This is a genomic window from Paenibacillus riograndensis SBR5, from assembly GCF_000981585.1.
Classification (GTDB): Bacteria; Bacillota; Bacilli; order Paenibacillales; family Paenibacillaceae; genus Paenibacillus_AQ; species Paenibacillus_AQ riograndensis.
The window spans coordinates 575,446-589,890 of the sequence record NZ_LN831776.1 but is presented as its reverse complement, the minus strand read 5'-3'; the positions used below and the strand labels follow the sequence as shown (position 1 = coordinate 589,890).

The following is a 14,445-nucleotide window of genomic DNA, read 5'->3' as shown; positions in this document are numbered from 1 at the left end:
ATAGCTCCTTTCTAATCTTGTGAATATAAGTTGATATATCCACACCCGCAGTTTGGATTTATGATAAACACGTTGCTTATAATAGTGTACCCGTACTGAGGGTATTGAATCCCGCGTCCAGCCATAAATCCATAACCGAAAGGGACCCCGGGGCTTGGCCGCTTTTGCAGCCCTGCTGTTCCTGCTTTAGCGTGGCAGACTGGAAATTAGGGTAATATAGACCGTGTAATTATCCTGTGTATAAGGGTGGAACCCATGATGCCTGAACTTAACCCGGCAGATGCCGAACCAACACTACATACCGCGCTGCTGCAGTTTATTTTCCCCTTCTCCCTCAAAGAGGGTGAGGACATGAATCTAATCCGGCAATTGACGCAGGATGGCTTCACCCGGTTTTTTCTTAACAACAAAGAGTTGGAGGACGCTTATTACGGCGAAGGCTACTGCGTATCCCATGAAAAAATGGAGCGCAGCTACCTCCCGTTTGCCGCCCATGTGCTGTTCCCTCGGGAGAAGGACAGGGATTCCTTCCGCCGTTTTTCCCGGGTCAACAATCTGTCCTGCAGGCTGGATATGCCCGCGCAGTCCGTTCATTTTCAGGTCCTCTCTACAGATGTGTTCATCTGTCCTTTCGAGCTGGGCTTCCTGACCATCAGAATCCGTATAGAGGAGGAGGTTCTCCCCTTCAGTATTGCCCTGGAATTCGCTGACCGCTTCCGCACGCTGGAGGATGTCTCCTACCAGGACAAACAGACCACCATTCATTGCCATGACAGGTCCTTTAAGCAAGTAGAGGATTTTGTGTTCCGGCATCTGGCGCGCGGACTGGAGCCTTTTCTGGACCCTTCGGAAATCAATGGGGCGTATTTCGAAACCCTGCCGTTTTTTGTGGATGAACGGATGCTGGTTCAAGCCTTTTACGGCTTTGACCGGCGGGAGGAAGCGGAGGGGATCAGCGAGGCGCTGCGCTACCGGGCTTCCCAGCTGGACGGTCTGACTCCGGAAGGCAAGCCCCTCATCAGCGCCAGCGATCCCGATTATATTGAGGATTATTGCCGTGAGCATTCCTACAGCCGCTGGGGACCGGATACCTACTACATGACGAATGAGCAGACATTCTGCTGCCTGAGCCGGGCTGAACCCGGAATTGCCACCCAGCTTGTGAACCAGATGTATGGGGAATACTATTACGGGCTGCTGCTGAGTATTTTTCACAAAATAGTATTGCTGAAGCTGGCCAACATGCATTCCCGCCTGCGCATCAACCATGATTATGACGAAATTGAGAAGCTGATTTTTCTGATCAACAAGTTCTCGGCCAAATTTTATTTTCTCGAGCTGATATCGCAGACCCAGGGGAGGGAGATTTTTTTCCAGCTCCGCAAGGTTTACGGCAATGATGCCCTGTTTGAAGAGGTCAAAATGACCCTGAATGACCTGTTCCAATATCAGGAGAAATTCCAGGCCAAACGCCGGGATACGCTGCTGATGATCCTGACGGTGTTCACGGTAGTCAGCGGTATTTATGGCATGAACCAGGTGATCGAAGACCTTAAGGGCAAGATTGAATGGCGCAAGATGCTGGAGTACTCTCCCTTTGAATATCTGGCGCTGTTTGTCGCCTTAACGGGCATTGCCGTCAGTATCGGCCTGAGCCTGAAGCAGCTGTGGAGCGGAATCCGCAGCCGCCGCAGAAAAAGATATCAGGGGCATGACTGACTGTCTACAAGCAGAAACGGCTGCGCCGTCCTCCACGGGACAGCGCAGCCGTCTTGGTTCTAGCGTTACCTAGAGAACGACTCCCCATGAATCCTACGGCAACTCTTTAAGTGGACAAAGGGACACTAATTTGCCGAAGTACCCTACCCTCGGGCAGATGAAGTGGAAAAGGGTCACTAATTCAGCCCATTTCGCCATTGGACCAGAAAAGTAGCCCAATTAGATTTACTTTTCCACTTCAATCTCAGGATTTCTTAATTTCCGGAAAAATAAGTTCCCTTTTTCCAACTAGCACCTGCGAGGAAGCCGGTAAAGACGGATCGCCCTATGCCTTCGCGATCGATCCGCAGCCGTTACGGACAGGAGAGCCGTTATGGATAGAAGATTCGGCTATTCCGCAGGACGGACTGAGATGCCTTTATTTTTCCCTTTCCCCTTTATTCCAGGCTCATTCGAACGTTATAACGGCTCCTGAGTCCGTAACTGTAGATAAAGTTAGATTTTTGGCAAAATAAGGGGTCCTCAGTCCGCATCGGTCTGCGGATGGAACCCAATCCTACTGCATCGCTTATATCCTGTGTGGCTTCCAAGACATCCATGCTTTTTTTTGCACTGTATAATTTCCTATACAATGAAATAAGGGGGGGAAGTCGCTTCCCCCAAAACATATAAATTCTTCAAAAAAAAGAGCCCGCAAACTACAGCAGGCTCTCCAGCTCCCGGCACGCTTCGGCATACGCAGGGGCAAGCTTCGGCAGCACCAGTGCAGCCGGTTCATATTCACCCTCTCTGGCATGGCGCTCAACCGCCGCGCATAAATGGGCGAAGTATTTCGCTCCAATGCTCAGGCTGCCCGATTTCAGGCCGTGGGCCACGGCCCCCATCTCAGGAAGATCCCTGGCAGCAAATGCTGCCTCCAGGGCCGCCAGCCGGAGCGGCGTGTCATCCTTGAACATCTCCACCAGCGCCTGAAGCAGCTGCGGCGCCTCTTCCCCGTCCATTTCCCGGATTCCGGAAATCGTATCCGCATCAAGCACCGGGATATAAGGCCCGGGGCTGAACCATCTGTCCAGAAGCTGCCTCAGCCGCTCCAGGTTCAACGGCTTAACCGCCCAATCGTCCAGACCCGCCTGGAAAAACTGTGCCCGGCCCTCCTCCGACCCATCCCCGGTCACCCCGATGATGGGAACTCTCGGCCTTGTCCCGGACGACTCCAGCTCCCGGATTCTACGGACCGCTTCCCCTCCATTCATGCCGGGAAGCCTGCTGTCCATCAGAATAAGCCCGTACTCGCCCTGCTGCCAGGCTTCGATAACCTCCTTGCCGCTGCTGACCAGCTGCACATCTGTAATGCCCAGCTTCTTCAACTGCAGCAGCAAGAGGGTACTGTTCAGTCCGTTATCTTCTGCAACCAGCACCGGCTGCCCGCTGAAGCAGGGTTCCGGCAATACCGCTTCGCCCCCGGGAGATGATTCCTTCAGGCTTAGCGTTTTATCCAGGGCAACCTCAAACCGGAAGGTGGAACCCCGGCCGGGGGCGCTGTCCACTGTAATCGTTCCGCCCATCAGCTCCACCAGGGACTTGCAGATAGACAAACCAAGCCCCGTGCCCTCCACTGCCATCGCCGATTCGCTGCTGATCTGTGAATAGGGCCGGAACAGCGCAGCCTGATCCTTCAGTGAAATGCCGATGCCCTCATCCCTAACCGCGAAGCAGAGGTGCTGCCGGGCCGCATCCTCTTGTACCAGGCTCACAGTCACTTCCACTTCGCCGTTCTGTGTGAACTTCAGTCCATTTCCCACCAAATTGATGAGGACCTGAAGAATTTTCGACGAATCCCCGCTTAGGGTATGGTCTATACTGTCCGCAACCTGCCACTTCAGAACATTCCCGCGCTTCGCGGCAGCCGTAGAGAGCAGCCGGACCACGTGCTCAAGCAGGTCACGCAGGTTGAGCGGTGTCTTCTCCAGCTCCATTCTGCTGGCTTCAATCTTCGAGATATCCAGCAGGTTGTTGATCATCTGCAGCAGGTATTGCGCGGATTCCCGGATGACTTCCAGATGAGCCCGCTGCCCGTCCGTTGCCCCCTCGGCCTCCAGAAGTTCGGTCATTCCCAGAATGCCGTTCATCGGCGTGCGGATTTCATGGCTGATTGTAGCCAGAAACAGGCTTTTCGCGCGGTTGGCCCGCTCCGCTTCCTCCTTCATCTCTTTAAGGCCTGCGCTCTTCTTCGCAAGCAGCCGGTGCATCGTAATTAATTCATTATTCATCGCGGAGAATTCTGCGAGGGTCTGTTCTTCCCTCTGCTGCCCCAGGATCAATTGATGCGAGAGCTGCTCAATTGTTTCCCTCAGTTTCCGGACTTCCTGCTCGTGGTCGGCCATTTCCATATCCCGCCTTTTGTAAGTTCTCTGGGTGCTAGTTTTGGGAAATCAGCTGTGATGCCACTTCCAGCGCCCCTTTGGCGTCCGGGGCATAGCCGTCGGCTCCAACCTTTTCCCATAATGTTCTGTCAATATTAAACGGCATTCCGCCGACTAGAATTTTAATGCGGTCCAGCCCGGCATGCGTACGGATCGAGGCAATCAGACGCTGGACCTCCGACACATGATAAGCCATGGTAACCGAGACGGCCAGGAGATCTGCAGGCTGCTCTTTTAAATAGCGGATCAGTCCCTCAGCAGGCATATTGGAGCCCAGATAGCAGGTGTTCCAGCCCTCCATTTCGAAGAAATCAGCGAGCATACGCAGCCCGATTTCATGCAGCTCCTCGCCCACACCGACCGCTACCAGCGTTTTGCCGCCTGTCTGTGCGGCCTGAATCCAACGCGGGTAGAGCTGGGAGATGATGCTTTGGGTACAGGCTGTACAGTAATGCTCCTGGGCTACAGTAATGCGGCCAAGCTGCCATAGACGGCCAATCTCATACTGGCTGTTCTGGAAAAGATGCAGATAGAGATCACGGATAGGCACACCGCCCTCATGCAGCCCCAGCACGAACTCCGAAGCCTTACGGCGCTCACCGGCCAGAAGCAGCTTCAGGTACTCCTCTGCCTCGCGATAATAGGGCTTTTCCGGCTGAAGAAAGGTAGGCAGGCTCTCCTCTCCGCGCGTATGGTGAAGCCCCATGTCAAGATAGCTTAAAATCAGCTCTTTTTCCGGCGTTTCCACCTGGGAGCTTATAGCCTCCTTCATCAGATCCAAATTAATCTGCAGATCTTCGGCCGTAATCTTATACTGGGCGAGCAGCACCTTCAACCATATAATATAATTTATAAACAAAAGCGGGCTATCCAGCGCCACACTTTGGGCCAGATACCGGAAATGATATAGAGAATCCTGTTTGGTTCTTGCTACTCCCGAAGGGCCGAATCTTTGCCGCAGCTCGGGCTGCCGCTCATACTGACGTAAAGTGACTTCTTCCGCCAACTGCTCCGCTAGCGCCTTCAGCCGTTCCCCGGCATTTTGCTGGTCAGCGAACATAGGGTCACTCCTTTTTCTGAAACGGAATTGTAGAGCCTGTCCGTATTATAACATAAGGCCAGGTTACCCCGGCGGGCCTGGACGTTCTTGGCAGATTGCCGCTATTTTGGCAGGCGGCTACTGGACAACCCCGCAGGCGACAGCTATAATACACCGTAAGAACACAGCAATTTTACCCATAACTTCATAGTACCAGGGGGGCTGGAATTGGCCGGCTGAGAGTGTATCCCGCGAAGATACTGACCCTTATACCTGATCTGGATAATGCCAGCGTAGGAATCCATCACCCGCTATTCAGCCCAATTGGCCTAAGCGGTCACCTAACGCAACTGCAGGCGTCCCGATCTCCGGGGCGCTTTTTTTGGTATGGACATCATCAGAATTTGGAAGACTGGGGAGAGCTGGAAGGAGAGAAGAAATGGGAGTCAAAAAAACACTAATGCTCTGCATCAGCTGCATGCTGGTCATCGTAATGGCCGGCTGCGGCAGCAATAATGCAAATTCCGGGGGGAATAGTGCTGCTCCATCCGGAGACAGCACCGCCGCGCCCGAGGCTACCGCCTCAGCGACGGACGCTCCAAAAGAGCTGACCAAGATTAAGGTCGCTCTGGACTGGACGCCGAACACCAACCATACCGGCCTCTATGCAGCCAAGGAGCTGGGATATTATGCGGAGGAAGGCCTCGATGTAGAAATTGTGCAGCCCGGTGCCGCCGGTGCCGACACGATGGTCACCTCAGGCGAAGCCGCTTTTGGCATCAGTGCCCAGGAGGCGCTGACACTGGCCCGGCTGCAGGATGTGCCGATCGTCTCGATCGCTGCAATCATCCAGCATAATACCTCGGGGTTTGCCGCTCCGAAGGACCGCAATATCAAGACGCCCAAAGACTTTGAAGGCAAAACCTACGGCGGCTGGGGCTCTCCCGCAGAAGAAGCGGCGATGAAAGCAATCATGGACCCTGAAGGCGGCGATGTCAAAAAGGTGAAGCTGGTCAATATCGGAGAAGCCGATTTCTTCACTGCCGTGAAACGCGACATCGATTTTGCGTGGATTTTCTACGCCTGGACCGGCATCGAAGCCGAACTGCGCGGTGAGCCGGTTGACATGCTGTATTTGAAGGATTACGCGCCGCAGCTGGATTACTATACACCGGTTCTGACCACCAGCGAAAAGGAAATTGCCGAGCATCCGGAACTGGTGAAGGCATTCCTTGCGGCTACAACCAAAGGCTATCAGTATGCAATCGACAAGCCGGAAGAAGCTGCCGCTATCCTCTCCAAGGCTGTGCCGGATCTCGATCCCAAGCTGGTCCTTGCCAGCCAGAAATGGCTGAGCCCGAAATATAAAGACGATGCCGCCCGCTGGGGAGAGCAAAAAGCAGAGGTCTGGAAGAATTACGCCGACTGGATGTACGGCCTGAAGCTGCTGGACAAACCGCTGGATGCCGCTTCGGCATTCACCAATGATTATTTGCCGCAAGGCCAGTAATTGTACTGTGCACATCCTACAAACTACAATACCAAACCTGAAAGGATCTGATTGACATGGCCAATACCCTGCTCAGCATTCAAGTCATCCCTAAAACTCCGAACAACGAGGATTCCATTCCTTATGTAGACAAGGCTATTGAGGTGATCCAGCAATCCGGTGTCAAACACCAGGTCAACCCGCTCGAAACCACGATGGAAGGTGAACTGAGCGAACTGCTCGAAGTGGTGCGCCACATGCATGAGGCACTGATCGCATCCGGCAGCCCCAGCGTCATCTCACAGATCAAGATCGCCCATAACCCGAGCGGAATCAGCATGGACAAGCTGACGGAAAAATACCGGCCGTGAGATCGTACTGGAACCAAATCTGGCCGCCCCTTGTGGCGGTCATCTTTTTTCTGGGGGCCTGGCAATTGGCGGTTTCCGTGTTCCATGTGCCTTTCTGGATGCTGCCAAGCCCCGGAGATATCGCCCGTGAATCCCAGGGCAACGCCTCGGGCATTTGGGCGCATACGGCTGCTACGCTGCGGCTGACCCTGATCGGCTTTCCTGTCGGCACAGGGGTGGGCCTGATTGTGGCTCTGGTGCTGCATTTAGTGCCCTGGCTGAAAAGAGCGCTGTACCCGCTGCTGATTCTCAGCCAGAATGTGCCATCGATTGCCCTCGGACCGCTGCTGATCATCTGGTTCGGGTTCGGGCTGCTGCCCAAAATCGTCCTCATCACACTTGTCTGCTTCTTCCCGGTTGCCGTCGCCGCCATGGGCGGGCTGGCTCAAAGCGACCGGATCATGATGAATTATATGAAAATGGCCGGGGCCAACCAATGGCAGATCTTCACCAAGCTGGAGCTGCCCGGCTCCCTGCCCTCCCTGTTCTCGGGCCTGAAAATCTCCGCAACCTACGCGGTCATGGGCGCGGTGGTCGCGGAGTGGATCGGCGCGGATAAGGGCATCGGCTACTACATGCTGCTGCAAAAAGCCTCCTACCGCACAGACCGTATGTTCGTCGCCATTGTAATTATTGTGCTTCTTAGTCTGGTGCTGTTTGCCCTGATCGCACTGCTGGAGAAGTGGCTGGTCCGCTGGAAGCCGCGCAAGGCCTCTTGATACCGACTGTACATTACGTTACAGACGCTAAAGATTGAACGATTTAGGCTCTCTGGAAAGGAGTGGATAATCATGACTCGTATTACGGATACCAGGCGCGAAGGAGCAACAGGCTCAGGTGCTGGTGGTCAGGAACGGATCTCATCCGGGCAATTGGCCGGTGCTGGCGGGGGTCAGGTTGAGGGGGAGCAAGCTGGTGCTGCTCGGAAGGCCGGACCCGGTAGCGGCCGGACTGAGGCAAAGCAGGCTGGAGCGGCCCGCATGGCCGAAGCGCCGCCCGCGCTGGAAGTAAACGGCGTAACCAAAGCTTTCTTCCACCGCCGCCGTGAGACCCTGGTGCTGGACCAGGTCTCGCTCAAGGTGGAGCCACAGGAATTCGTCTCCATCGTCGGCCCCTCCGGCTGCGGCAAAAGCACCCTGTTCCACATTATCGGCGGCCTGGAGCAGCCTGATGCCGGAACTGTTAGCATGAACGGCAAGACCGTCACCGGACAGCGCGGTGAAATCAGCTATATGCCCCAGCAGCCCGCGCTGTTCCCGTGGCGGACCATCGAAGACAACGTCCTGCTCGCGGGTGAGCTGAAGGGCGAGCCGCGGGCTGAAGCGCGGGCCGCCGCCCGCCACTGGCTGGACAAGGTCGGCCTTGGCGGATTCGAACGCGCCTACCCGCATATGCTGTCTGGCGGCATGCAGCAGCGGGCCGCTTTTCTGCGGGCGCTGCTGGCGCCGCAGGAGCTGATGCTGCTGGACGAGCCGTTCAGCGCGCTGGATGCGCTGACGCGCAGCGAAATGCAGCGCTGGCTGCTGGAGCTGTGGGAGGAGAACCGCCGCTCCGTGCTGTTCATTACCCACAATATCGAGGAGGCGCTGCTCCTCTCCAGCCGCATCTACGTCTTTTCCGGACGTCCCGGCTCCGTCCTGCATACCGTCGAGGTTCCCTTCCCGCGTCCGCGCCGCGAGGAAATTACGGAATCCCCCGAATTCCTGCAGCTGAAGCGCCAGTTATCCCAATGGATGCGCGAGGAGCAGGCCAAGGCTGCCAAGACTGCTAAGACTGCTAAGACTGCTAAGACTGCCAAGACTGCCAAGTAAGCCTGCGCCATTGCAGACGGCAGCTCCCGCAGCTTGAAATTGGGCTGTCCAGGCACAGCCGCAATAAACAGGCCCGGCTGCCCTTTATATCAGGGCAGCCGGGCCTGTTCTTCTATACTTTGTCAGCATTTAGTGGGAAAAAGTATACTTAAATCTGCGCATAACAAGCATATTGATGGCGTAAAGTAAGTTGTGTACCAAGATTTGGAGCCTAGCAGGCAACAAAAAAGTAGGGTATTCTCGGGATTGCGAAACCACCAAGAAAGGAACCCTACTCGATGACTATTGTACCCGAAAATATGCTGAATAATCTATTTGAAAATCTTGTCACTACGTTTGTCAAAGACCACCTGGAATCCATCATGAGGGCTGAGATTCAGTACTTCATGGAGAATGAGCAAGTGGGTGTACGTAACAGCCGCAATGGATATTACAAGCGGGATCTGCATACCAAATACGGTCATTTGGAGGATCTGGAGGTGCCTAGAGACCGTAAAGGGTACTACCAGACCCAAGTGTTCGAGCCCTACCAACGCAGAGACGGCTGGCTGGAAGAGGCGGTCATCCAGATGTACAAAAGCGGCATGGGTACACGGGACGTGGCCCGTTTCATTGAAAGTATGTTCGGCAGTCATTATTCCGCAGCGACCGTGAGCAACATTACGGCTACGGTGCTGGAGGATATTCAGAACTGGCAGTCCCGTCCGCTCGCCAAACGCTACGCTGTGATTTACCTGGACGGGCTGTACGTGAAGCTCAGACGCGGGACCGTCAGTGGGGAAGTCATCTATTTTGCGATGGGCATCGACGAAGAGGGACATCGTCAAATCCTTGGGTTCTACGTCGGTGGTCAAGAGAGTTCAAACGGCTGGCGGGAGGTCCTCAAAGATCTGTACAACCGCGGAGCGCAGGAAGTGCTTCTGGGTGTATTTGACGGACTCCCGGGCCTGGATGCCGCCTTTAAAGAAATGTACCCCAAAGCGGATGTGCAGCATTGCGTGGTGCACAAGGTACGGGCCACGTTTCCCAAAATCCGGGTCGAACACAAGACTGACGTCATTGAAGCCCTGAAGACGGTATACACCGCGCCGGATGAGGAGGTAGCCCGGGCCGCATTCGATACCGTGAAAGCCAAGTGGAGCAAGCTGTACCCGAAGGAAATAGCCTCATGGGAAGAACAGTTGTCCACGCTGCTGACATTCTACAAGTACCCTGTGGAAATCCACAAAGCGATCTACACGTCGAACCCGATCGAGCGAATGAACAAGGAAATTCGGAAGCGACTCAAGCCCATGAACAGTCTCACGAACATGGATGCAGCTGAGAAAATCGTATATTTGGAAGCAACGGCCTACAATGAACGGTTTGCGGACCGAGTGGTGCCTGGGTTTGGGATGGATACGGTGAAAAAGGAACTCAGCAAGTTATTTGACGAACGCTATTCGATGGCCGAACCACAGGCCGCAGAGTAGAGCGTTTGCAGGGTTGTGGGTGCGGGGGTACCCCCGCACCCACAACCCCCCTACACCCTAAAAAGATACAATCCAAAGAGATACTCTACTCTTACACAAACTTCTTGACACTACCAGCATATTTGATCATTAGTGGGAATTAGTATAACTAATTTGGCTCCCGAAGCCCATTCGATGGTCAATAGCCTGAATTAGGTGGAGAAAATCCCACTAAATCCTAAAAACACGCAAATTCCAGCTATTTAAGTGTACAAATTCCACCTAACTTCTCCCGCATTCACTTTTCTCCTACTTCCCGACTTTGTGGCTCCCAGCTTTACTTGGCTTCCAAGTTCCACACTTCCCGATTTTCTAACTCCCAGCTTTACTTGCCTTCCAAGTTCCACACTTCCCGATTTTCTAACTCCCAGCTTTACTTGCCTTCCAAGTTCCACACTTCCCGACTTTCGGCTCCCAACTTTACCACCTTCCGGGTTCCACACTTTCCGACTTTCTGACTCCCAACTTTCCTGCTTTCCATTCTTCACACCTCTAGATCCAGCCCTTCTCCTCCGCCAGCCGCACGGCTTCAATGCGGCTCTTCACTTCCAGTTTGTTCAGAATCTCGGATATGTAGTTGCGGACAGTGCCATAGGAGAGGTGCAGCACAGCTGCGATCTCCCCGGCGCTCTGGCCGCCGCCGGCCAGCTTCAGGATCTCCCGCTCCCGGTCAGTCAACGGGTTTTCTTCCCGCAGGCTGCCGAAGACAAGCTCGGGAGACACCTCCCGGTGTCCGTCCATCACCCGGCGGATCGCATCCGCCAGCTTGTCTACCGGCTCATCCTTGAGCAAATACCCTTGAATCCCGGCCTTCACACCGCGCTCCAAATAGCCCGGACGGGCAAAGGTGGTCAATATAATGACTTTGGTGGCGGAGCCTTTAGCCTTCAAGGTTTCCGCTACCTCCAGCCCGCTTTTATAAGGCATTTCGATGTCCATCAGGCATACATCCGGCTGAAGCCGTTCAATGACAGCCAGCGCCTCCGCCCCGTCTCCGGCTTCTCCTGCCACTTCAATATCATCCTCCAGATCCAGCAGCGAAGCCATGGCCCCGCGCAGCAGGCGCTGATCTTCAGCAATCACGATGCGTATCATGCGGTCACCCCATCCTTTCTTTCCTTGACTACTCTCGGGATGGCTACAGCCAAGACCGTCCCCCCCTTTTCACCTGAACTCAGCTTCAAAGAGCCGTCAATCAATGACAGCCGCTCAGCCATCCCTTTCATCCCGTTGCCTTTGCTCCGACCATGGCCTTCCTGCTCCTGCGGGTGCAGTCCAACCCCGTTGTCCTCAATGGAAATCTGCACTTCTCCCTCTGTCACCGCAAGGGCAATGCGGCACCGGTCCGCTCCACTATGCTTCACAATATTGGTCACCGCTTCCTTGATGCAGAGACTTAAAATATTCTGTGTGAGGTCTGATACACCCTCCAGTGCAGCATCCCCCTCGACCTCCATGGCTATGTCTGCTGTACGCAGCATCTCCCCTACTTCCGCCAGCTCTTCAGCTACGGACACGGCCCGCATCTCCGACACCAGCTCACGGACCTGGCGCAGCGCCGCGCGTGAAATCCGCTGGATCTCCCTGGCCTCGGCCTGCGTGCGTCCGGCATCCTTGGCGGCAAGCTTTTCCACCAGCTGGCTCTTGAGGGTGATCAGCGACAACGTGTGCCCCAGCGTATCATGCAGGTCCCGGGCAATCCGCATCCGCTCCTCGCGTTTAACCAGCTCCTTGATGACCTCATTGGCCTGGTCAAGCTCTTTTTCCAGCATTCTCTTACGGTGCAGTGAGCGTATGCCAAACGGGGAGACCAGCATAATAATCATGAACGGGTACAGGAACAGCAGATCTTCCAGAGCCATTCCCCAGGTAGCCGTAATCAGCAGGACAAGCACCATGGCCGCAAAAACAGCATAAGCCATTTTATAATGCTTCTCTCCTGTGTACCAGCCGATGAAATTCGCGGTAAAGAAGCCCATAAACAGGTCATAAGGCGTATAGGCTGCACTTAGAATTACAATAATCAGCATCTGCACAGCCAACCACAGCGTAAAAGCTCTGCCGGTGGCCCAATACAGCTGCCGATAGGTCACAGCGAACAGGGCCAGCATTGCCGCACCAAACACCAGCTTGATTCCATGCTCCTCTTGCAGATTGATGACCGGGAACAATAAGTATATGAGCCACATATAAGGGAAAAAGCCGAATCTTTGCGGAAACAACCGGAACTGCCTGCGCGCCATAGTAGATTACACCGCTTCCTGTTTTTTTCGGATATAGACCGATAGTAACATAAAGACAGCCAAGTATCCGAGTAAAATCAGGATATTGCTCCATTGCGGATAACCCCCGCCAACAATTTCCCAAGCCCCCTCCCCGTAATTATAGGAAGGCAGCCAATGGCCGATTCGCTGCATCACCTTTGGCAGAATCTCAAGCGGCATCCACATGCCTCCGGCAACCGCCAGCCCCATATAGAGCACGTTGCTGACACCGCTCGCCGTATCGGCCCGTTTCATGAAGCCCACCAGTGTGCCAAGCGCGAGAAAAGGCAGAGAGCCCGCCAGAATCCATAATCCGCTCAGCACCCATTGTCCAGGGGTCAGCGCTACACCGTTAATCAGATATCCCGCCACAAAAATGCAGAGCACCGAAAATAGGTGCATAATGGTCTGGCCAAACATTTTACCGGCAAAATAGACGGAAGACGGCAGCGGGGTAATGCGGATAAATGTGTTCCAGCCCTGTGTCCGCTCCTGGACCAGCCGGATGCCCAGCGTCATTATAGCGGACCCCATTACACTGAAGGCGGCCATGGACATCAGGTAGTGCGCCTGCCACTTTGATACATCATCCGTCCCTGTATTCACTACTCTGGTGAAGATGAAATAGAACAGGATCGGCATCAATAAAGACCAGAATACATAATAGGGATTGCGGAATATCCGCAGCATTTCTGCTTTGCACTGCATGGCAATAAGTCTCATCATTTCATATCCTCCTCGTGGTTGCGGGTCAATTGTTCGAACGCTTCATCCAAGCTTCCCTGGTGGATGCGCACATTCTTCACGGCAAGTCCGCCTGTAAAAATCGCCCGGAGCGCCTCGTCCGTATTTTCTGTTGCCACATGGATACGGCCGTCCTTGTCATAGCAGTCTATAACGGGCGCCAGCTTAAGCAGCTGCCCGCGCAGCGTTGCCGCATCTCCGGCCGGCAGGAAGGACAGCGACTGCTTGACCATTCTCGCTTTAATCTCTTCCGGGCTGCCATCCGCTACAAGCGTCCCCTGGCTGAACAACAGAATCCGGTCGGCAATCTCCTCAGCCTCCTGCAGGTAATGGGTGGTGAACAATATAGTTGTTCCCCCCGCAGCCAGCTCCCGCACCGTGTCCCAGAAGTGCCGCCGGGCCGTGGTATCCAGGCCGACCGTCGGTTCGTCCAGGAACAGCAGCTGCGGATTTCCCGCCAGCGCCAGCGCAAAGGCCAGGCTGCGCTTCTGGCCGCCCGAGAGCTTCTCGGCGTAGCGGTTCAGATCAGCCGGAGCGAGCCCTGTCGCCCTGACCAGAAACTCCATATCCATCGGCTGCGGATAATAACTGCGGATCAGAGCAATGATCTCGCGGACCTTCAGCCGGTCCATGACGCTCACCTCCTGCAGCATGGCCCCGCTGCGCTCCCGTACCTTCACATCCTTTGGAGAAAGTCCGAATACCTTCACTGTGCCTTCCGTGGGCGCAAGCAGCCCCAGCAGCATCGACAGCATGGTTGTCTTGCCTGCGCCGTTTGGCCCGAGTACTGCTGTAATGGAGCCTTTGCCGATGGTGAAGCTGATGCCGTCGACCGCCTTTTTATCATTAAAAATCTTGCTGACCCTGTTCATTTCAATCACATGGCTCATGTCTGATTCCTCCGTCACCGTATGTTTTTGCTGTACTTCCATGGTATTAAAGAACGGAAGATGACATCAGTATGGACTGTCATTTTTTTCGGGTGACAACTGTCACCTGAATTTTATTTCCGGACTTTTGCAACCGCGATTCCCT

Annotated in this window: 14 protein-coding genes and 1 riboswitch; of the genes, 7 read left to right on the top strand and 7 right to left on the bottom strand. The window is 54.6% G+C overall.

Features of this window, described 5'->3' with window-relative positions; genetic code table 11:
* Positions 1 to 255 precede the first annotated feature (255 nt).
* Entirely contained in the window at positions 256 to 1,719 is a 1,464-nt protein-coding gene (locus PRIO_RS02615; protein ID WP_039786053.1) for a hypothetical protein, read from the top strand.
* 698 nt (positions 1,720 to 2,417) lie between these two features.
* On the opposite strand, the gene PRIO_RS02610 is transcribed toward PRIO_RS02615, so the two are convergent.
* The gene (locus PRIO_RS02610) at positions 2,418 to 4,103 is read right to left on the bottom strand and encodes an ATP-binding protein (protein ID WP_046506332.1); all 1,686 of its coding nucleotides are present in this window, start codon (positions 4,101 to 4,103) and stop codon (positions 2,418 to 2,420) included.
* Between the two features lie 34 nt (positions 4,104 to 4,137).
* Entirely contained in the window at positions 4,138 to 5,202 is a 1,065-nt protein-coding gene (locus tag PRIO_RS02605; protein WP_020427432.1) for a cobalamin B12-binding domain-containing protein, read from the bottom strand.
* A 184-nt stretch (positions 5,203 to 5,386) separates the two neighbouring features.
* A riboswitch (TPP riboswitch) is annotated at positions 5,387 to 5,498 on the top strand.
* 122 nt (positions 5,499 to 5,620) lie between these two features.
* Here PRIO_RS02605 and PRIO_RS02600 point away from each other — a divergent pair.
* The 6 genes from PRIO_RS02600 (at position 5,621) to PRIO_RS02580 (ending at position 10,363) form a co-directional block, all read left to right on the top strand.
* A complete protein-coding gene (locus PRIO_RS02600) occupies positions 5,621 to 6,691 on the top strand; it encodes an ABC transporter substrate-binding protein (protein WP_020427433.1) in 1,071 nt (356 codons plus the stop codon).
* A 56-nt stretch (positions 6,692 to 6,747) separates the two neighbouring features.
* A complete protein-coding gene (locus PRIO_RS02595; protein ID WP_020427434.1) occupies positions 6,748 to 7,041 on the top strand; it encodes a thiamine-binding protein in 294 nt (97 codons plus the stop codon).
* Complete coding sequence (locus PRIO_RS02590) at positions 7,038 to 7,799, top strand: ABC transporter permease (RefSeq protein WP_039787017.1); 762 nt, start codon at positions 7,038 to 7,040, stop codon at positions 7,797 to 7,799. The genes PRIO_RS02595 and PRIO_RS02590 overlap by 4 nt, the downstream gene beginning before the upstream one ends.
* Before the next feature lie 118 nt (positions 7,800 to 7,917).
* A complete protein-coding gene (locus PRIO_RS35885; protein ID WP_231869807.1) occupies positions 7,918 to 8,091 on the top strand; it encodes a hypothetical protein in 174 nt (57 codons plus the stop codon).
* Positions 8,061 to 8,891 (top strand): ABC transporter ATP-binding protein, encoded by an 831-nt coding sequence (locus tag PRIO_RS02585; RefSeq protein WP_046506328.1) that lies wholly within the window; start codon positions 8,061 to 8,063, stop codon positions 8,889 to 8,891. Before PRIO_RS35885 ends, PRIO_RS02585 begins: the two co-directional genes overlap by 31 nt.
* Before the next feature lie 278 nt (positions 8,892 to 9,169).
* The gene (locus PRIO_RS02580; RefSeq protein WP_020426247.1) at positions 9,170 to 10,363 is read left to right on the top strand and encodes an IS256 family transposase; all 1,194 of its coding nucleotides are present in this window, start codon (positions 9,170 to 9,172) and stop codon (positions 10,361 to 10,363) included.
* 242 nt (positions 10,364 to 10,605) lie between these two features.
* Here the strand turns inward: PRIO_RS02580 and PRIO_RS35880 are convergent, their stop codons facing one another.
* From PRIO_RS35880 to PRIO_RS02555, 5 genes are read right to left on the bottom strand one after another with little or no spacing between them, the layout of a single operon-like run.
* The gene (locus PRIO_RS35880; RefSeq protein WP_046501050.1) at positions 10,606 to 10,890 is read right to left on the bottom strand and encodes a hypothetical protein; all 285 of its coding nucleotides are present in this window, start codon (positions 10,888 to 10,890) and stop codon (positions 10,606 to 10,608) included.
* Between the two features lie 4 nt (positions 10,891 to 10,894).
* A complete protein-coding gene (locus tag PRIO_RS02570; protein WP_020426801.1) occupies positions 10,895 to 11,497 on the bottom strand; it encodes a response regulator transcription factor in 603 nt (200 codons plus the stop codon).
* Positions 11,494 to 12,645, bottom strand: a complete 1,152-nt coding sequence (locus PRIO_RS02565; RefSeq protein WP_020426802.1) for a sensor histidine kinase — start codon at positions 12,643 to 12,645, stop codon at positions 11,494 to 11,496. The genes PRIO_RS02570 and PRIO_RS02565 overlap by 4 nt, the downstream gene beginning before the upstream one ends.
* 6 nt (positions 12,646 to 12,651) lie before the next feature.
* On the bottom strand, positions 12,652 to 13,389 hold the full coding sequence (locus PRIO_RS02560) for an ABC transporter permease (protein WP_039786295.1): 738 nt from the start codon (positions 13,387 to 13,389) through the stop codon (positions 12,652 to 12,654).
* A complete protein-coding gene (locus PRIO_RS02555; RefSeq protein WP_020426804.1) occupies positions 13,389 to 14,300 on the bottom strand; it encodes an ABC transporter ATP-binding protein in 912 nt (303 codons plus the stop codon). The genes PRIO_RS02560 and PRIO_RS02555 overlap by 1 nt, the downstream gene beginning before the upstream one ends.
* Positions 14,301 to 14,445 lie beyond the last annotated feature (145 nt).

Excerpts from the sequence above, each read along its gene's own strand:
- PRIO_RS02615 (WP_039786053.1), top strand. The coding sequence starts at position 256 with ATGATGCCTGAACTTAACCCGGCAGATGCCGAACCAACACTACATACC.
- PRIO_RS02610 (WP_046506332.1), bottom strand. The coding sequence starts at position 4,103 with ATGGCCGACCACGAGCAGGAAGTCCGGAAACTGAGGGAAACAATTGAG.
- PRIO_RS02605 (WP_020427432.1), bottom strand. The coding sequence starts at position 5,202 with ATGTTCGCTGACCAGCAAAATGCCGGGGAACGGCTGAAGGCGCTAGCG.
- PRIO_RS02600 (WP_020427433.1), top strand. The coding sequence starts at position 5,621 with ATGGGAGTCAAAAAAACACTAATGCTCTGCATCAGCTGCATGCTGGTC.
- PRIO_RS02595 (WP_020427434.1), top strand. The coding sequence starts at position 6,748 with ATGGCCAATACCCTGCTCAGCATTCAAGTCATCCCTAAAACTCCGAAC.
- PRIO_RS02585 (WP_046506328.1), top strand. The coding sequence starts at position 8,061 with ATGGCCGAAGCGCCGCCCGCGCTGGAAGTAAACGGCGTAACCAAAGCT.
- PRIO_RS02580 (WP_020426247.1), top strand. The coding sequence starts at position 9,170 with ATGACTATTGTACCCGAAAATATGCTGAATAATCTATTTGAAAATCTT.
- PRIO_RS02570 (WP_020426801.1), bottom strand. The coding sequence starts at position 11,497 with ATGATACGCATCGTGATTGCTGAAGATCAGCGCCTGCTGCGCGGGGCC.
- PRIO_RS02565 (WP_020426802.1), bottom strand. The coding sequence starts at position 12,645 with ATGGCGCGCAGGCAGTTCCGGTTGTTTCCGCAAAGATTCGGCTTTTTC.
- PRIO_RS02560 (WP_039786295.1), bottom strand. The coding sequence starts at position 13,389 with ATGAGACTTATTGCCATGCAGTGCAAAGCAGAAATGCTGCGGATATTC.
- PRIO_RS02555 (WP_020426804.1), bottom strand. The coding sequence starts at position 14,300 with ATGAGCCATGTGATTGAAATGAACAGGGTCAGCAAGATTTTTAATGAT.